The sequence below is a fragment of the Bacillus sp. BK450 genome (assembly GCF_004364885.1).
Taxonomy (GTDB): domain Bacteria; phylum Bacillota; class Bacilli; order Bacillales; family Bacillaceae; genus Bacillus; species Bacillus safensis.
In genome coordinates this window covers 280,183-296,327 of the sequence record NZ_SOBQ01000001.1, presented here as the reverse complement: position 1 = coordinate 296,327, position 16,145 = coordinate 280,183, and the positions used below count along the sequence as shown (strand labels likewise).

The following is a 16,145-nucleotide window of genomic DNA, read 5'->3' as shown; positions in this document are numbered from 1 at the left end:
CGAATGTTGATAAGGGCAGCCTTTCTAACCGATACAGGAAAAGTCCGTCAGCATAATGAAGATGATGCAGGTATTTTTGAAGCAAAAGAAGATACCCTTCTAGCTGTTGTAGCAGATGGAATGGGAGGTCATCTTGCTGGTGATGTCGCCAGCAGGATGGCCGTCTCTTCTTTAAAAGAATACTGGGAAGAAACATCTTCAATTCCAGCAAAACCAGCAGAGCAAGAAAGCTGGTTAATCTCAAAAATTAGTGACATTAATGATCAAGTATATGAACATGCGAAAAACAATGAGGAGTGCCAAGGAATGGGGACAACCATTGTTTGTGCGCTCGTTCATTTGCAAACGGTCACAATTGCCCATATTGGAGACAGCCGCTGCTACTTGCTAAGAGAAGGAGCATTGACCCAGCTAACAGATGACCATTCACTTGTAAATGAGCTTGTGAAAACAGGTGAAATTTCTAAAGAGGATGCAGAATATCATCCAAGAAAAAATGTGCTTACGAAAGCATTAGGAACAGATAAACACGTTCAAATCGATGCACATACCTTTGAAGTGGACCCAGGAGATCAAATCCTGCTTTGCTCAGATGGTTTATCAAATAAAGTAGAAGAAGAGAATTTGATTCATATTTTAAACCAAACGACCGCACCAGATGAAAAAGTAACAGCATTAATCCAAACAGCGAATGACAACGGCGGTGAAGATAACATTACAGCAGTATTGTTAGAAATCTCCTCCCAGCCAGAGGAGGGTGACAGCAAGTGTTGATCGGAAAACGGATCAGCGGCCGTTATCAGATTCTTCGCGTCATAGGCGGAGGCGGAATGGCAAACGTTTATTTGGCGGAGGATATGATTTTAGATCGCGAAGTCGCGATTAAAATTTTGCGCTTTGACTTTGCAAGCGATGATGATTTTATTAGACGTTTCCGGCGTGAGGCGCAATCAGCCGCAAGTTTAGATCATTCAAATATTGTCAGCATCTACGATGTAGGGGAAGAAGATGACATTTATTATATTGTCATGGAATATGTCGAGGGGATGACGCTGAAAGAATACATACATGCCAATGGCCCGCTTCATCCGAAAGAAGCCGTTCGCATTATGGAGCAAGTGGTTGCGGCAATGGAAGAAGCCCATGCAAAGCAGCTCGTCCACAGGGACATTAAGCCTCACAATATATTAATAGACAACATGGGGAATATTAAAGTCACTGATTTTGGGATTGCCATTGCACTCAGCTCAGCGACCATCACCCACACAAATTCGGTTCTAGGATCCGTGCACTATTTGTCTCCAGAGCAAGCCCGCGGAGGTCTTGCGACGAAAAAGTCAGACATCTATTCACTTGGCATTGTGCTCTATGAACTCATTTCTGGACGCATGCCATTTGAAGGGGAATCAGCTGTCAGTGTTGCGCTGAAGCATTTGCAATCAGAGCCGCCATCTGTAAGAAGGTGGAATCCTTCTGTTCCACAAAGCGTGGAAAACATCATTTTAAAGGCAATGGCCAAAGATCCATTTTATCGATATGAAGATGCATCTGAAATGCAAAAAGATCTGCAAACTGCTTTCGACCCTTCAAGACTAAAAGAAAAACGCTTTGTCATTGAAGAGGATCATGAAGCAACGAAAGCGATCCCAATCATTCAAGATCATCAAGTCGATGAAGACAATGAAAAAACAGCTGTCCATCCGGTGCAAAAACCGAAGAAAAAAGAGAAACAAAAGCCGAAAAAGAAACGAAAAAAATGGCCATGGGTTGTGGCATCCATCCTGTTTATTCTAACTGCTGCGACCATTTTAGCCATCACTGTGTTTCCCGGACTGCTCTTTCCAAAAGATGTTGAGGTCTCTGATGTATCTGGCATGACGATTGAAAAAGCAGAGGACACCTTGAAGAAAGCCGGCTTTACCGTCGCCTCTGAACCAATAGAGATCGCTGATGAGAAAATTGAAAAAGGGCTTGTCGTCAAAACAGACCCGAAAATCGGCACAAAGGTAAAAGAAGGCACCGAGATTCAGCTTTACCAAAGTTCGGGCAAGGAAAAGACCGAATTACCTGATGTAACAGGTGAAAAGGTCGATAAAGCAAAAGAATTATTAGAGAAAAAAGGGTTTAAGCAAGTTGTTGTGGAGGAAGTAAATGATAATGACACCGAATCTGGGATTGTCATGGAACAGAAACCTTCAGCGAGTACTGAGCTTGTGGCAGCAGATGAAGAAGTGACGTTGACGGTCAGCATAGGTCCTGCCGATATTACTTTGCGGGATTTAACGACATATAGTAAACAGGCTGCATCGAATTATTTAGAGGATAACGGATTAAAGCTTGATGAAAAAGAAGCGTATTCTGATGATGTACCAAAAGGTGAGGTCATGAAGCAGGAGCCAGGAGCAGGTACTGCTGTGAAACCAGGGGATACGGTTAAGATCACCTTCTCACTCGGACCGAAGAAAAAACCGGCTAAAACGGTTACTGAGAAGATTGCCATCCCGTATGAGCCAGTCACTGAAGGGCAAGAGATGACCGTTCAGATTTCCATTGACGATGCTGAGCATAGCATTTCTGATTCATATGAAACCTTTAACATCACTGCACCAACTGAACGGACCATTAAATTTAAGATTGAACCAGGTCAAAAAGGATACTATCAAGTGACGGTTGATGATAAAGTCGTAAGCTCTAAAACAATCGAATACCCTGACGATGAATAAAGGAGGGACTTTATGCCTGAGGGCAAAATTATTAAAGCATTAAGCGGATTTTATTATGTGCTCGATGAGTCTCTAGAAAGTGGAAAAGTGATTCAGTGCAGAGCGAGAGGCATTTTTCGAAAAAACAAAATCACACCTCTAGTTGGAGATTATGTCGTATATCAAGCGGATAACGATAAAGAAGGCTATTTATTAGAAGTAAAAGAGCGGACAAACGAACTTGTTCGTCCGCCTATTAGTAACGTCGATCAAGCGGTGCTCGTTTTCTCTGCGACAGAACCGACCTTTAGCACATCGCTTTTAGACAGATTTCTAGTGCTGGTGGAAGCAAATGATATTAAGCCGATTATCTGTATCACAAAAATGGACTTATTGAAAACAGATGAAGAGCGTGAAAGTATTCAAGGCTATGCAGAGGACTATCGGCAAATTGGATATGATGTTCATGTAACATCCACGATCGAGGGAGACGGAATTGAAAAGCTGACCCCGCATTTTCACAATAAAATCACTGTATTTGCCGGTCAGTCTGGTGTAGGTAAGTCCTCCCTTTTAAATGCGATGAGTCCTGATTTGGCGCTGAAAACCAATGATATTTCCTCTCATCTTGGAAGGGGGAAGCATACGACAAGACATGTCGAACTCATTCGTACAGCAGAAGGGCTCGTTGCAGATACACCTGGCTTTAGCTCGCTCGAATTTACCGGCATCGAAGCGGAAGATTTAGGCCTTTACTTTTTAGAAATCAAAGAGCGGAGTGCAGATTGTAAGTTTAGAGGCTGTCTGCACGTGAAAGAGCCTGGCTGTGCGGTAAAAGGCGCGGTCGAACAAGAGCAAATCAGAGCGTATCGCTATCAGCATTATTTAGAGTTTTTAACTGAAATCAAAGACAGAAAGCCGAGGTACTAACTCATGGTTTATATTGCCCCTTCCATTTTATCAGCAGATTTCGCCAATTTGGAGAAAGATATCCGTGATGTGGAACAAGGCGGAGCGGATTACATTCATATCGACGTGATGGACGGCCATTTTGTACCGAATATTACATTTGGTCCGAATGTTGTGGAAGCAATCAGACCGCATACAAAGCTGCCGCTCGATGTTCACTTAATGATTGAGCAGCCAGACCGGTATATTCCTGCATTCGCAAAAGCAGGTGCTGATATTATTTCTGTCCATGTAGAAGCTTGTCCGCACTTGCACCGCACGATACAGCACATAAAAGAACAAGGTGTAAAAGCAGGTGTCGTCTTGAACCCGCACACTCCTGTTTCTCAGATTGAGCATGTATTAGAGGATGTAGACCTTGTCTTATTCATGACGGTGAATCCTGGTTTTGGCGGACAGGCGTTCATTCCCTCTGTCCTCACGAAGGTAAAAGAAGTGAAGACCCTTAGCGAACAAAAGGGCTTATCAGACTTACTCATAGAAATAGACGGCGGTGTCAATGTAGAGACTGCAAAGAGCTGTAAAGAGGCGGGCGCTAACTTACTTGTGGCCGGCTCAGCGGTATACGGTAAAAACAACCGCGCAGCAGCCATTAAGGCCATTCGAGAAGCGTAAAAAAAGGAACCAAAGTCACTCTGATCTTTGGTTCTTTTTACATGGAGAGGAGCGTATATCATGCACATACATATCGTAGCCGGCGGTCCTTTTGAATACATCCCGCCCCTTGAACAGGAAGCATCACAGGACGATATTCTCTGGGTCGGTGTAGACCGGGGGACGCTTTTTTTACTAGAGCACGGTATCATGCCTGCCAAGGCTTTTGGTGATTTTGACAGTGTGACAGAAGAAGAGCTTTGTGAGCTGAAAAAGAAATTGCCTGCCTTGAATGTATTTCAGGCTGAAAAGGATGAAACCGATTTAGAGCTTGCGCTGAACTGGGCCATGCGCCAGCACCCAGCGCATATTCACATCTACGGCATTACAGGAGGAAGGGCTGATCACTTTCTAGGAAATATTCACCTTCTATATCAAGGCATTCAGCACAAGCAGAACATCACTCTTGTAGATAAGCAAAATATCATTCAAATGTTTGGACCTGGTACATACGAAATAAAAGAAGACCCTGATAAAAAATATGTGTCGTTTCTGCCCTTTGGTACATCGGTTGAAAAGCTGACATTAAAAGGTTTCAAATATCCTCTGAAAAATTGTCATATTGAGCCTGGTTCCACACTATGTATTAGTAACGAACTCATCCACTCAAATGGTACTTTTTCTTTTCATGAAGGCATATTAATAATGGTAAGAAGCAAAGATTGACCAACCTATCAATGTGGATGGCTGATTAAGCTCAATTGTGCTGCAAGCGGTACTTTTAGGAGGGGGACAAAATGAAATTTTATACAATCAAACTGCCTAGATTTCTTGGCGGCATTGTCCGTGCGATGCTTGGTTCATTTAAAAAAGATTAATGAGTAATCTCCTTTATTTCCACATAAAAACGCCTGCTACAGTTTATTGTAGCAGGCGTTTACTCTTGCTTATACACGCTCAACTTTACCAGATTTCAAAGCTCGAGCTGATACATATACTCTTTTAGGCTTACCGTCCACTAGAATACGAACTTTTTGAAGGTTCGCGCCCCATGTACGTTTTGTAGAGTTCATTGCGTGAGAACGGTTGTTCCCAGCTTTTGTTTTTCTGCCTGTAATAACGCATTTACGTGCCATTTGTTTCCCTCCTAACTGCGAAAACATCATCATATTCTTCATATACGTACTTAGAGATGCCTCAAGATACTTTAATAATTTACCACAGCTTCAAGGGGTTTGCAAGGATTGTTTACTCCTCTTTCAAGAAAAATACCTTGACATCTTGATAAAAAATCAAGGCTATAGTATAAGTAGGATTGGGTCGGATTGAATGATTTCTTTTAAAAAGAAGGGTCTTATAGTAAAATAGTGATAACTCAGGGCAATTTCTCAAAAAGGGGGAACCAATGTGTCCATTGAACTTAGAACGAAATACGGACAAATTGATATATCAAATGAAGTCATTGCAATGGTGGCAGGAGGCGCTGCGATCGATTGCTATGGTATTGTTGGCATGGCGTCCAAAAATCAAATCAAGGACGGCTTGACGGATATTCTCCGCAAAGAGAACTTCAGCCGGGGTGTTCTTGTGCGTCAAAAAGAAGACCGCATTCATATTGATATGTACATCATCGTCAGCTACGGTACAAAAATATCAGAAGTCGCACATAATGTTCAAACGAAAGTCAAATACACGATTTCTCACACAATTGGACTTTCTGTTGACTCGGTCAACATTTATGTACAAGGAGTAAAAGTTACGAACCCGTAGTAAGGAGGAAATATATTGTCTATTAGAAATCTTGATGGCCGCTCATTTGCAAAAATGATTCTTGCAGGTGCTCACCATCTTTCTCAAAACGCACAAATTGTTGATGCGTTAAATGTTTTTCCAGTGCCAGATGGAGACACGGGGACAAATATGAATTTGTCGATGACTTCAGGGGCAAAAGCAGTTGAAGAAACAAATACCGATCATATTGGGAAGGTCGGCGTGGCCCTGTCAAAAGGGTTATTGATGGGCGCAAGAGGAAACTCTGGCGTGATCCTGTCACAGCTCTTTAGAGGTTTCAGTAAACATATTGAACAAAAAGAAACGATTGATGCAAAAGAATTTGCTCTTGCCTTACAGGCGGGTGTTGATACAGCATATAAAGCCGTGATGAAACCGATTGAAGGAACGATCTTAACAGTTGCAAAGGATGCAGCAAAGAAAGCGGTTGCTGTTTCCGCAGCAGAGGATCAAATTGACCGCGTTCTAGAGTTAACGATTGAGGAAGCAAGAGCATCACTTGATCGAACGCCAGATCTGCTTCCTGTCTTAAAAGAAGTGGGTGTTGTCGATAGTGGAGGTAAAGGACTTCTATGCGTATATGAAGGTTTCCTTGCTTCATTAAGAGGAGAAAAGCTTCCTCCTAAAGCGGCTTCTTTACCTACGCTAAAAGAACTCGTTAGTGCAGAGCATCATAAAAGTGCGCAAAGCCATATGAACACAGAAGATATCGAATTTGGCTACTGTACTGAATTTATGGTGAAATTTGAAGAAGACAAACAGTCCTTTGATGAGAATGCCTTCAGACAAGACTTAAGTGAATTCGGAGATTCACTTCTTGTGGTGTCTGACGATACACTGGCGAAAGTTCATATTCATGCAGAGCAGCCAGGAGATGTCTTATCCTATGCACAGCGCTACGGCAGCTTAATTAATATGAAAATAGAAAACATGAGAGAGCAGCATAGCTCAATCGTGAACGAAGAAAGAGAACACGCACCTGCTGCACCAAAAGCACCTGCTGCTGAAAAACAGCGCTTTGGCGTCGTCAGTGTCGCAATGGGAGAAGGAATTGCTGACTTGTTCAAAAGCATCGGAGCTTCCGTCGTCATTGAAGGCGGGCAGACGATGAATCCGAGCACAGAAGACATTGTCACAGCAATAGAAAGCGTACATGCCGAAACCGTCTTTATCTTACCTAATAATTCTAATATTGTCATGGCAGCTAAACAGGCGGCAACTGTCTCAAACCGTGAGGTCGTTGTCATTCCAACGAAGACCGTTCCTCAAGGAATGTCGGCACTTCTTTCTCTCAATGAAGCAGCTTCAAATGAAGACAACGAAAGAGCGATGCTAGAAGCGATCGACCATGTGAAAAGCGGGCAAATTACCTTTGCAGTGAGAGATACTCAAATTGATGGCATCGACATTGCCAAAGGTGACTATATGGGTCTGTTCAACGGAAAAATCACGTTAACAGCGAAAAATCAATTAGATGCAGCAAAAGAACTTCTCACCAAAATGGTGTCAGAAGATGATGAGATCGTCACCATCATTAAAGGGGAAGATGCACCATCTGATGAGCTGGATGCACTGCAAGCCTTTATTGAAGAAACATTTGAAGATGTAGAAGTTGAAGTCCACGATGGAAAACAGCCGCTTTATTCATATATTTTGGCGGTTGAATAACGAAAGAAGGGCAAATAAAGCCCTTCTTCTTCTTTTGCAATTTTTTACTAGCCATTCCACGGTGAAATGAGTTGCGGGAAACGAATGAATCCATTAGTCTAAAGAAAGAACCAAACCATACGCGAGTGGTGATGAGAGGGGAAGACCTATGAAATTTAGAAGTGTGTTTGATATTATTGGACCTGTCATGATTGGGCCATCAAGTTCGCACACAGCGGGTGCGGCTCGTATAGGGAGAGTAGCTCGCAGCTTATTTGGAAGAGAACCGAAACGAATTGTCGTTTCATTTTATGGTTCTTTTAAAGATACGTATAAAGGACACGGTACAGATGTCGCCATTATTGGCGGTGTTCTTGACTTTGATACATTTGATGAACGAATCAAAACAGCGATCGATATTGCAAAAAGCAAAGAGATCGACATTGAATTTAAAGAAGAAGAGGCGGTGCCGGCGCATCCGAATACAGCAAAAGTAGAGATTTCAGATGCGAACGGAAGCCTTGAACTAATCGGGATTTCCATCGGCGGAGGTAAAATTGAAATCACAGAATTAAATGGCTTTGAGCTCAGGCTTTCAGGGAATCACCCTGCCATTCTTGTGGTTCATAACGATCGCTACGGGACGATTGCGGCAGTTGCTAATGTCCTAGCGAAATTCGCCATCAACATCGGTCATATGGAAGTGGCGCGTAAAGATGTCGGGCAAGAGGCACTGATGACCATTGAAGTGGATCAAAATATTGACCCAGCTGTCCTATCAGAGCTTGAAACGCTGCCAAACATTATTCAAGTCACACAAATTGCAGAGTAACAACAAGGAGGTTATGAATGATGTTTAAAAACGTCAAAGAACTCGTGCAGCTAACAGAAGAACGGAATACCTCCATTTCAGAAATTATGATTGTGCAAGAAATGGAAGTGACAGGGAAGTCACGTGAAGAAATTTTCTCCCAGATGTACCGCAACCTAGAAGTGATGGAGCAGGCCGTTGAAAACGGGCTGAAGGGTGTGAAATCATTATCAGGGTTAACAGGCGGAGATGCGGTCAAACTTCAAGCCTATATCGCATCAGGCAAAACGCTGTCTGGTCATACGATATTAGATGCTGTCAGTAAAGCAGTTGCAACAAATGAAGTCAATGCCGCAATGGGAACCATTTGTGCCACGCCTACAGCAGGCTCAGCAGGTGTTGTACCAGGTACGTTATTTGCAGTAAAAGAAACATTAAAGCCAACAAAGGAACAAATGGTCAGATTTCTATTTACTTCTGGCGCATTTGGTTTTGTTGTGGCGAATAACGCGAGCATTTCCGGTGCAGCAGGCGGCTGTCAGGCAGAGGTAGGTTCTGCATCAGGTATGGCGGCAGCAGCGATTGTCGAGATGGCAGGCGGTACACCGCAGCAATCTGCAGAAGCAATGGCGATTACACTGAAAAATATGCTTGGACTTGTTTGCGATCCAGTAGCGGGACTTGTCGAGGTACCTTGCGTGAAACGAAACGCAATGGGTGCATCTAACGCCATGATCGCAGCAGACATGGCTCTTGCTGGCATCACAAGCCGCATTCCTTGTGATGAAGTCATTGATGCGATGTACAAAATCGGTCAAACGATGCCAACAGCTCTTCGCGAAACTGCACAAGGCGGTCTCGCTGCGACACCGACAGCAAGAGAGCTTGAAAAGAAGATTTTCGGAGGTGTGACCTCATCTCGTGATACAGAAACTGCAAGATAATGTCTCTGTCCTGAAGGGGATTGGAGAGGAAACCGAAAAAACACTCAATGAACTTGGAATCTACACAGTAGCCGATTTACTTGGCTACTTTCCTTATCGATATGACGACTATGAGCTTCGTAACTTAGAAGAAGTCAAGCATGACGAACGTGTCACAGTTGAAGGAAAAGTACATAGTGAGCCCGTTCTCACCTATTATGGAAAAAAACGAAGCAGGCTGACATTCAGGCTGCTTGTCGGGCGTTTTCTCATTACAGCGATTTGTTTCAATCGCCCATATTTAAAACGAAGCCTTGTGTTAGGTGATACAGTTTCCGTTACAGGAAAATGGGATAAAAACCGTCAATCTATCATGGTGCAGGAATTTAAAAAAGGGACGCACGAGCAAGATGGCAGTATAGAGCCCGTTTATTCAGTAAAAGAAAATGTGACCGTGAAAATGATGAGGCGCTTTGTAAAGCAGGCCTTGTCACTTTATGCAGACAAAGCTGAAGATCCATTGCCAAAGCAGCTTGTCTCTGCCTATAAACTCATGTCCTATCAGGAAGCATTAAAAGCCATTCATCTTCCAGAAACAAGGGACTCGCTCAAGCAAGCAAGACGCCGTTTTGTGTACGAGGAATTTCTCATTTTTCAGCTGAAGATGCAGGCGATTAGAAAGAAAGAACGAGAGAGAACATCAGGCATCCAGCATCCGTTTTCCAAAGAGGCTGTTTTTGAGTTTGTTAACAGCCTGCCATTTCCGCTGACGAAGGCACAATCAAGAGTACTTGATGAAATCATGTCGGACATGGCGTCTCCATATCGAATGAACCGGCTGCTTCAAGGAGATGTAGGTTCAGGGAAAACAGCTGTTGCAGCCATTGCGCTTTATGCCGCTCATTTATCAGGTTTTCAAGGTGCATTAATGGTCCCAACAGAAATTTTGGCAGAGCAGCATGCCGATTCACTTTACCAGCTGTTTGAAAAATGGGGGCTGAATATCGCCCTTTTGACAAGCTCTGTGAAAGGAAAAAGACGCAGAGAATTGCTTGAACGTTTAAAAGAAGGCGAGATTGACATATTAGTCGGCACGCACGCCCTCATTCAAGACGAAGTCGAATTTCAGCAGCTCGGTCTTGTCATCACAGATGAACAGCACCGGTTTGGCGTAGAGCAGCGGAAAAAACTGCGAAGTAAAGGGCAGGACCCAGATGTCTTGTTTATGACGGCCACACCTATTCCGCGAACACTTGCGATCACTGTCTTTGGAGAAATGGACGTATCCGTCATTGATGAATTGCCAGCTGGCAGAAAACAAATCGAAACGTATTGGGTGAAGCATGACATGCTTGAGAGAATTCTTGCATTTGTGGATAAAGAGCTGAGAAAAGGCAGACAGGCATATATCATTTGTCCGCTCATTGAAGAATCAGACAAGCTTGATGTGCAAAATGCGCTTGATGTCCATAGCATGCTCACTGAGGCATACCGCGGCAAGTGGTCAATCGGCTTAATGCACGGGAAGCTGGCGAGTGATGAAAAAGATCAGGTCATGAGAGCCTTTACCGCAAATGAAGTGCAAATTCTCGTTTCAACCACAGTTGTTGAAGTCGGGGTCAACGTGCCGAATGCAACCATCATGGTCATTTATGATGCAGACCGTTTCGGACTGTCTCAGCTTCATCAGTTAAGAGGCCGGGTCGGACGAGGAGAGCATCAATCATTTTGTATTTTAATGGCTGATCCGAAGTCAGAAACGGGGAAAGAGCGGATGCGGATCATGTCCGAAACAACCGATGGCTTTGAGCTGTCTGAAAAGGACTTAGAACTAAGAGGACCCGGCGATTTCTTCGGTAAAAAACAAAGCGGGATGCCAGAATTTAAGGTAGCAGATATGGTTCACGACTATAGAGCGCTGGAAACGGCTAGAAAAGATGCAGCAGATCTTGTCCAATCGGACGCCTTTTGGACTGATCCCGAATACAAAGAACTCCGGCAAACGCTGATAGACAGCGGTGTGCTGGGTGGAGATAAATTAAGCTGATCAAACGCTGGAGGAATTTTCTTGTCTTTTTGAAACAAGGATTGATTTATCATCTATGAGATTATATACTACTATTAGTACCTAGTCATAAATGTACGGATGGTGTCTGCATATGAAACTAAATAAAAAAGAACGTCAAAAGCTTCTCCAGCAAACGATCAGCTCGACTCCATTCATTACTGATGAAGAATTGGCAAGTAAATTCGGTGTCAGCATACAAACGGTTCGTCTTGATCGTTTAGAGCTGTCGATCCCTGAATTACGCGAAAGAATTAAGCATGTGGCCGAAAAGACATTAGAGGATGAAGTAAAGTCACTTCCACTGGATGAAGTGATTGGAGAAATGATTGATGTAGAGCTTGATGATCAAGCCATTTCCATTTTAGAAGTGAGAAAAGAGCATGTATTCAGCCGAAACCAAATTGCCAGGGGACATCATCTCTTCGCCCAGGCAAATTCGCTGGCAGTTGCCGTCATTGACGATGAACTGGCTTTGACAGCAAAAGCGAATATCAGGTTTACAAGGCAGGTGAAACAAGGCGAAAGAGTCGTTTCTAAAGCCAAAGTAGCCTCACATGATAAAGAAAAAGGAAGAACCGTAGTTGAAGTAAACAGCTATGTTGGTGAGGAAGTTGTCTTCTCAGGTGACTTCGTCATGTATCGCTCAAAACAAAAGTAAAAGGTGGCACGTAATATGAGAATTGCAGTCGATGCAATGGGGGGAGATCATGCCCCTAAAGCCATTATTGACGGTGTGCAAAAAAGCTTAACAGCATTTTCAGATATCGAGATTACACTTGTCGGCGATGAAAACAAAATCAAACCATACATAACAAACAACGACCGCATCACGATTTTAGATGCAAAAGAAGTCATTGAACCGACAGATGAACCAGTGCGTGCAGTCAGACGTAAAAAGGATTCATCTATGGTGAAAATGGCGCAGGAAGTGTCTGAAGGACGAGCAGATGCCTGCATCTCAGCAGGAAATACTGGCGCCCTCATGACAGCGGGACTGTTTATCGTAGGCAGAATTGCCGGTATTGACAGACCAGCCCTTGCCCCAACTTTGCCAACACTGGATGGCAGCGGCTTCTTATTACTAGATGTTGGTGCCAACGTTGATGCTAAACCAGAACATCTCGTGCAATATGCCATGATGGGATCCATCTACGCAGAGCGTGTTTTCCCAAAGAGCAATCCGCGTGTTGGACTGTTAAATGTAGGAACAGAAGATAAAAAAGGCAACGATTTAACGAAAAAAACCTTTGAATTATTAAAAGCTTCCGACTTGAATTTCGTAGGAAATGTAGAGTCCCGTGACTTATTAGAAGGTGTTGCTGACGTTGTTGTCACAGATGGTTTCACAGGAAATATTGCGCTTAAAACAATTGAAGGCACAGCCCTTTCTGTTTTTAAAATGCTGAAAGAAACTTTAACATCCAGCTTCACAGCAAAAATAGCAGCAGGCATGATGAAGCCGAAATTGATGCAGATGAAATCTAAAATGGATTACTCCGAATATGGCGGTGCCGCTTTATTTGGTTTAAAGGCACCTGTTATTAAAGCGCACGGCTCTTCTGATGAAAATGCCATTTTCCATGCAATTCGTCAGGCGCGTGATATTGTAGAAAAAGATGTTTCAGCTATCATTCATCAAGAAGTCCAAAAAGAAACGACGAAAGAGTCTTAATTGGAGGTAAAGCAGCATGACTAAAATTGCATTTTTATTCCCTGGCCAAGGCTCTCAAAAAATTGGCATGGGAAAAGATTTATTTGACCAAGAAGCAGTATCTAAAGCTGTTTTTGAAGAAGCAGACAGTACCCTCGGGTTTGACTTATCTTCTATGATTTTTGAAGGGGATACAGAAGAACTGACGCTCACCTTTAACGCGCAGCCAGCTCTTTTAACGACAAGTATCGCCATCTTAAAGAAATTTGAAGAGAGCGGAATCAAAGCAGATTATGCAGCAGGACACAGTCTTGGTGAATACACTGCCCTCGTTGCAGCAGGCGCACTTTCGTTTAAAGATGCTGTTTATGCAGTCAGAAAGCGCGGAGAATTAATGAATGAAGCTGTTCCAGCAGGAGAAGGCGCCATGGCAGCAATTCTTGGCTTAGACAAAGCGGCACTTGAAGAAGTGACAAAAGAAGTGACAGAGAGCGGTCACCTTGTAGAGCTCGCTAACTTAAACTGTCCTGGTCAAATCGTGATCTCAGGTACAGCAAAAGGAGTAGAACTTGCTTCAGAGAAAGCGAAAGAAAAAGGCGCAAAACGTGCAATTGCCCTTGAAGTAAGCGGACCTTTCCATTCTGCATTAATGAAACCAGCCGCTGAAAAATTTACAGATGTTTTGTCAAAGCTGGACATTGCAGATGCGAAAACTCCGGTCATCTCAAACGTAACAGCAGACATCGTAACTTCTCGTGATGAAATTGAGACAAAGCTCATTGAACAACTGTATTCTCCAGTTCGTTTTGAAGAAAGTGTGGAACGCCTCATTGATTTAGGTGTGACAACATTTATTGAAATTGGTCCTGGCAAAGTGCTTTCAGGTCTTGTGAAAAAAGTGAATCGCCGTCTGACGACGATTTCCGTTTCAGATCAAGAAACAATTGAAGCAGCCATTCAAACACTCAAGGGGGATTCTTGATGCTTACAAATAAAACAGCCGTTGTAACAGGAGCATCACGCGGGATTGGCCGTTCCATCGCGATTGATTTAGCGAAAAGTGGTGCAAATGTTGTCGTGAACTATTCTGGAAACGAAGCAAAAGCAAATGAAGTCGTAGATGAAATCAAAGCACTCGGCCAGCAGGCATTTGCTGTGAAAGCTGATGTCTCAAATGCTGAAGAAGTACAAGCCATGATGAAACAAGCAATTGATACCTTTGGTTCAATTGACATTCTTGTGAATAATGCAGGGATCACAAAGGACAACCTGCTCATGAGAATGAAAGAGAATGAATGGGATGATGTCATTAACATAAACTTAAAAGGTGTCTTTAACTGTACAAAAGCCGTGACACGTCAAATGATGAAGCAAAGAAGCGGAAGAATCATCAATTTGGCTTCAGTCGTTGGTGTGTGTGGAAACCCTGGACAAGCAAACTATGTTGCAGCAAAAGCTGGCGTCATCGGATTAACGAAAACAACAGCAAAAGAGCTGGCAACCCGTCATATTACTGTTAATGCAGTAGCACCAGGCTTTATTTCAACAGATATGACAGACAAGCTTGATGAAAATGTACAGACGGAAATGCTCAAGCAAATTCCGCTCGCACGCTTTGGTGCACCTGAAGATATTAGCAACGTCGTTGTCTTTTTAGCTTCAGAAGGAGCAGGTTATATTACAGGCCAAACCATCCAAGTAGATGGCGGAATGGTCATGTCCTAAGAAATATCAAAATTTCATTAGGTTTTCTCTAGTTTTTTAAAAACAATTCAACTATAATACTTTGAGGGGAGGTGAAAGGCAATGGCAGACGTATTAGAGCGTGTATCAAAAATTATTGTAGACCGCCTTGGCGTTGATGAGGCTGACGTGAAAATGGAAGCTTCATTTAAAGAAGATTTAGGCGCTGATTCCCTTGATGTAGTTGAGCTAGTTATGGAACTTGAAGATGAGTTCGATATGGAAATTTCTGACGAAGATGCTGAAAAAATTGCAACAGTCGGTGACGCTGTGAACTACATAAATAGCCAGCAATAAGCGTAACAAAGTCCCGTCTACTTTCGACGGGACTTTGAAAATTTATGTTAGTTTCAACACATTCAGCTGATCAATTGTCAGCCTTTTTCAGATGCTGGGAGCAATGTTTCCCTGCATGTAGAAAGAGAGACTCCATATAATCAGTATCCTTAAAGGCGATTACGCCTACCTGGAGGTTGCTATGCCAAAACAATATAAAGACAAACAGAAACAGAGCAAAAAACTAGAGCAATTTAGAGAATTCCAGCAGCGCATTTCTGTACACTTTAAAAATGAAAAGCTTCTATATCAAGCCTTTACCCATTCCTCTTATGTGAATGAACACCGGAAAAAGCCATACGAGGATAATGAAAGACTTGAATTTTTAGGAGATGCTGTTTTAGAGTTGACCATCTCTCAATTCTTATTTGCGAAATATCCAGCGATGAGCGAGGGAGATTTAACGAAACTAAGAGCGGCGATCGTATGTGAACCGTCACTTGTATCACTGGCGCATGAGCTGTCCTTCGGAGACCTTGTTCTTCTAGGAAAAGGCGAAGAAATGACAGGTGGCAGAAAACGCCCAGCACTCTTAGCGGACGTATTCGAGGCGTTTATCGGTGCGCTTTATTTAGATCAGGGGCTGGAGCCAGTTGAACGGTTCCTAGAAGCGTACGTTTATCCGAAAATTAATGATGGAGCGTTCTCACACGTCATGGATTTTAAAAGCCAGCTGCAAGAATTTGTGCAGCGCGATGGAAAAGGTGTGCTTGAATACCGTATCCTGCATGAAAAAGGGCCTGCACATAACCGGGAATTTGAAGCAAATGTATCCCTTCGAGGTGAAGTACTCGGAATTGGAAATGGACGCTCTAAAAAAGAAGCAGAACAGCACGCTGCACAGGAAGCACTTGCTAAATTGCAGAAACATCATATGAACCAATAAAATCCCCCTCGTTATTCAGGGGGA

The 16,145-nt window shown here is 43.1% G+C and carries 18 protein-coding genes; 17 read left to right on the top strand and 1 reads right to left on the bottom strand.

Annotated features, from left to right (window positions below; all coding sequences use genetic code 11):
- Positions 1–3 precede the first annotated feature (3 nt).
- The 6 genes from EV579_RS01500 to spoVM all read left to right on the top strand — a co-directional run bounded on the left by EV579_RS01500 (position 4) and on the right by spoVM (position 5,143).
- Positions 4–774, top strand: a complete 771-nt coding sequence (locus EV579_RS01500; protein WP_133743832.1) for a Stp1/IreP family PP2C-type Ser/Thr phosphatase — start codon at positions 4–6, stop codon at positions 772–774.
- A complete protein-coding gene (gene pknB, locus EV579_RS01495) occupies positions 768–2,723 on the top strand; it encodes a Stk1 family PASTA domain-containing Ser/Thr kinase (RefSeq protein WP_044330695.1) in 1,956 nt (651 codons plus the stop codon). Before EV579_RS01500 ends, pknB begins: the two co-directional genes overlap by 7 nt.
- Before the next feature lie 12 nt (positions 2,724–2,735).
- Positions 2,736–3,632 (top strand): ribosome small subunit-dependent GTPase A, encoded by an 897-nt coding sequence (gene rsgA, locus EV579_RS01490; protein ID WP_133743831.1) that lies wholly within the window; start codon positions 2,736–2,738, stop codon positions 3,630–3,632.
- 3 nt (positions 3,633–3,635) lie between these two features.
- Positions 3,636–4,286 carry a ribulose-phosphate 3-epimerase gene (rpe, locus tag EV579_RS01485; protein ID WP_133743830.1) on the top strand — a complete coding sequence of 217 codons (651 nt, stop codon included), beginning with the start codon at positions 3,636–3,638 and terminating at the stop codon, positions 4,284–4,286.
- A gap of 60 nt (positions 4,287–4,346) precedes the next feature.
- A complete protein-coding gene (locus tag EV579_RS01480; RefSeq protein ID WP_024424203.1) occupies positions 4,347–4,991 on the top strand; it encodes a thiamine diphosphokinase in 645 nt (214 codons plus the stop codon).
- A gap of 71 nt (positions 4,992–5,062) precedes the next feature.
- Positions 5,063–5,143, top strand: a complete 81-nt coding sequence (gene spoVM / locus EV579_RS01475) for a stage V sporulation protein SpoVM (protein WP_008354550.1) — start codon at positions 5,063–5,065, stop codon at positions 5,141–5,143.
- Positions 5,144–5,212: 69 nt separating this feature from the next.
- On the opposite strand, the gene rpmB is transcribed toward spoVM, so the two are convergent.
- On the bottom strand, positions 5,213–5,401 hold the full coding sequence (gene rpmB, locus EV579_RS01470) for a 50S ribosomal protein L28 (protein ID WP_003212514.1): 189 nt from the start codon (positions 5,399–5,401) through the stop codon (positions 5,213–5,215).
- Between the two features lie 271 nt (positions 5,402–5,672).
- Here rpmB and EV579_RS01465 point away from each other — a divergent pair, with 271 nt between their 5' ends.
- The 11 genes from EV579_RS01465 to rnc all read left to right on the top strand — a co-directional run bounded on the left by EV579_RS01465 (position 5,673) and on the right by rnc (position 16,121).
- Positions 5,673–6,035, top strand: a complete 363-nt coding sequence (locus EV579_RS01465; protein ID WP_048239670.1) for an Asp23/Gls24 family envelope stress response protein — start codon at positions 5,673–5,675, stop codon at positions 6,033–6,035.
- Positions 6,036–6,050: 15 nt separating this feature from the next.
- Positions 6,051–7,724, top strand: coding sequence for a DAK2 domain-containing protein (locus tag EV579_RS01460; RefSeq protein ID WP_133743829.1), 1,674 nt, complete (start codon positions 6,051–6,053; stop codon positions 7,722–7,724).
- Between the two features lie 148 nt (positions 7,725–7,872).
- The gene (gene sdaAB, locus EV579_RS01455; RefSeq protein WP_024424201.1) at positions 7,873–8,535 is read left to right on the top strand and encodes an L-serine ammonia-lyase, iron-sulfur-dependent subunit beta; all 663 of its coding nucleotides are present in this window, start codon (positions 7,873–7,875) and stop codon (positions 8,533–8,535) included.
- A gap of 20 nt (positions 8,536–8,555) precedes the next feature.
- Positions 8,556–9,458 (top strand): L-serine ammonia-lyase, iron-sulfur-dependent, subunit alpha, encoded by a 903-nt coding sequence (sdaAA, locus tag EV579_RS01450; RefSeq protein WP_024424200.1) that lies wholly within the window; start codon positions 8,556–8,558, stop codon positions 9,456–9,458.
- Complete coding sequence (gene recG / locus EV579_RS01445) at positions 9,436–11,484, top strand: ATP-dependent DNA helicase RecG (protein ID WP_024426964.1); 2,049 nt, start codon at positions 9,436–9,438, stop codon at positions 11,482–11,484. The genes sdaAA and recG overlap by 23 nt, the downstream gene beginning before the upstream one ends.
- A 112-nt stretch (positions 11,485–11,596) precedes the next feature.
- A complete protein-coding gene (fapR, locus tag EV579_RS01440) occupies positions 11,597–12,163 on the top strand; it encodes a transcription factor FapR (protein ID WP_024424199.1) in 567 nt (188 codons plus the stop codon).
- Between the two features lie 15 nt (positions 12,164–12,178).
- A complete protein-coding gene (gene plsX / locus EV579_RS01435) occupies positions 12,179–13,177 on the top strand; it encodes a phosphate acyltransferase PlsX (protein WP_133743828.1) in 999 nt (332 codons plus the stop codon).
- Between the two features lie 16 nt (positions 13,178–13,193).
- Positions 13,194–14,138, top strand: coding sequence for an ACP S-malonyltransferase (gene fabD, locus EV579_RS01430; protein ID WP_133743827.1), 945 nt, complete (start codon positions 13,194–13,196; stop codon positions 14,136–14,138).
- On the top strand, positions 14,138–14,881 hold the full coding sequence (fabG, locus tag EV579_RS01425) for a 3-oxoacyl-[acyl-carrier-protein] reductase (protein WP_024424196.1): 744 nt from the start codon (positions 14,138–14,140) through the stop codon (positions 14,879–14,881). The genes fabD and fabG overlap by 1 nt, the downstream gene beginning before the upstream one ends.
- Before the next feature lie 81 nt (positions 14,882–14,962).
- On the top strand, positions 14,963–15,196 hold the full coding sequence (gene acpP, locus EV579_RS01420; RefSeq protein WP_003212028.1) for an acyl carrier protein: 234 nt from the start codon (positions 14,963–14,965) through the stop codon (positions 15,194–15,196).
- A 181-nt stretch (positions 15,197–15,377) separates the two neighbouring features.
- A complete protein-coding gene (gene rnc, locus EV579_RS01415; protein ID WP_008344850.1) occupies positions 15,378–16,121 on the top strand; it encodes a ribonuclease III in 744 nt (247 codons plus the stop codon).
- Positions 16,122–16,145: the final 24 nt, after the last annotated feature.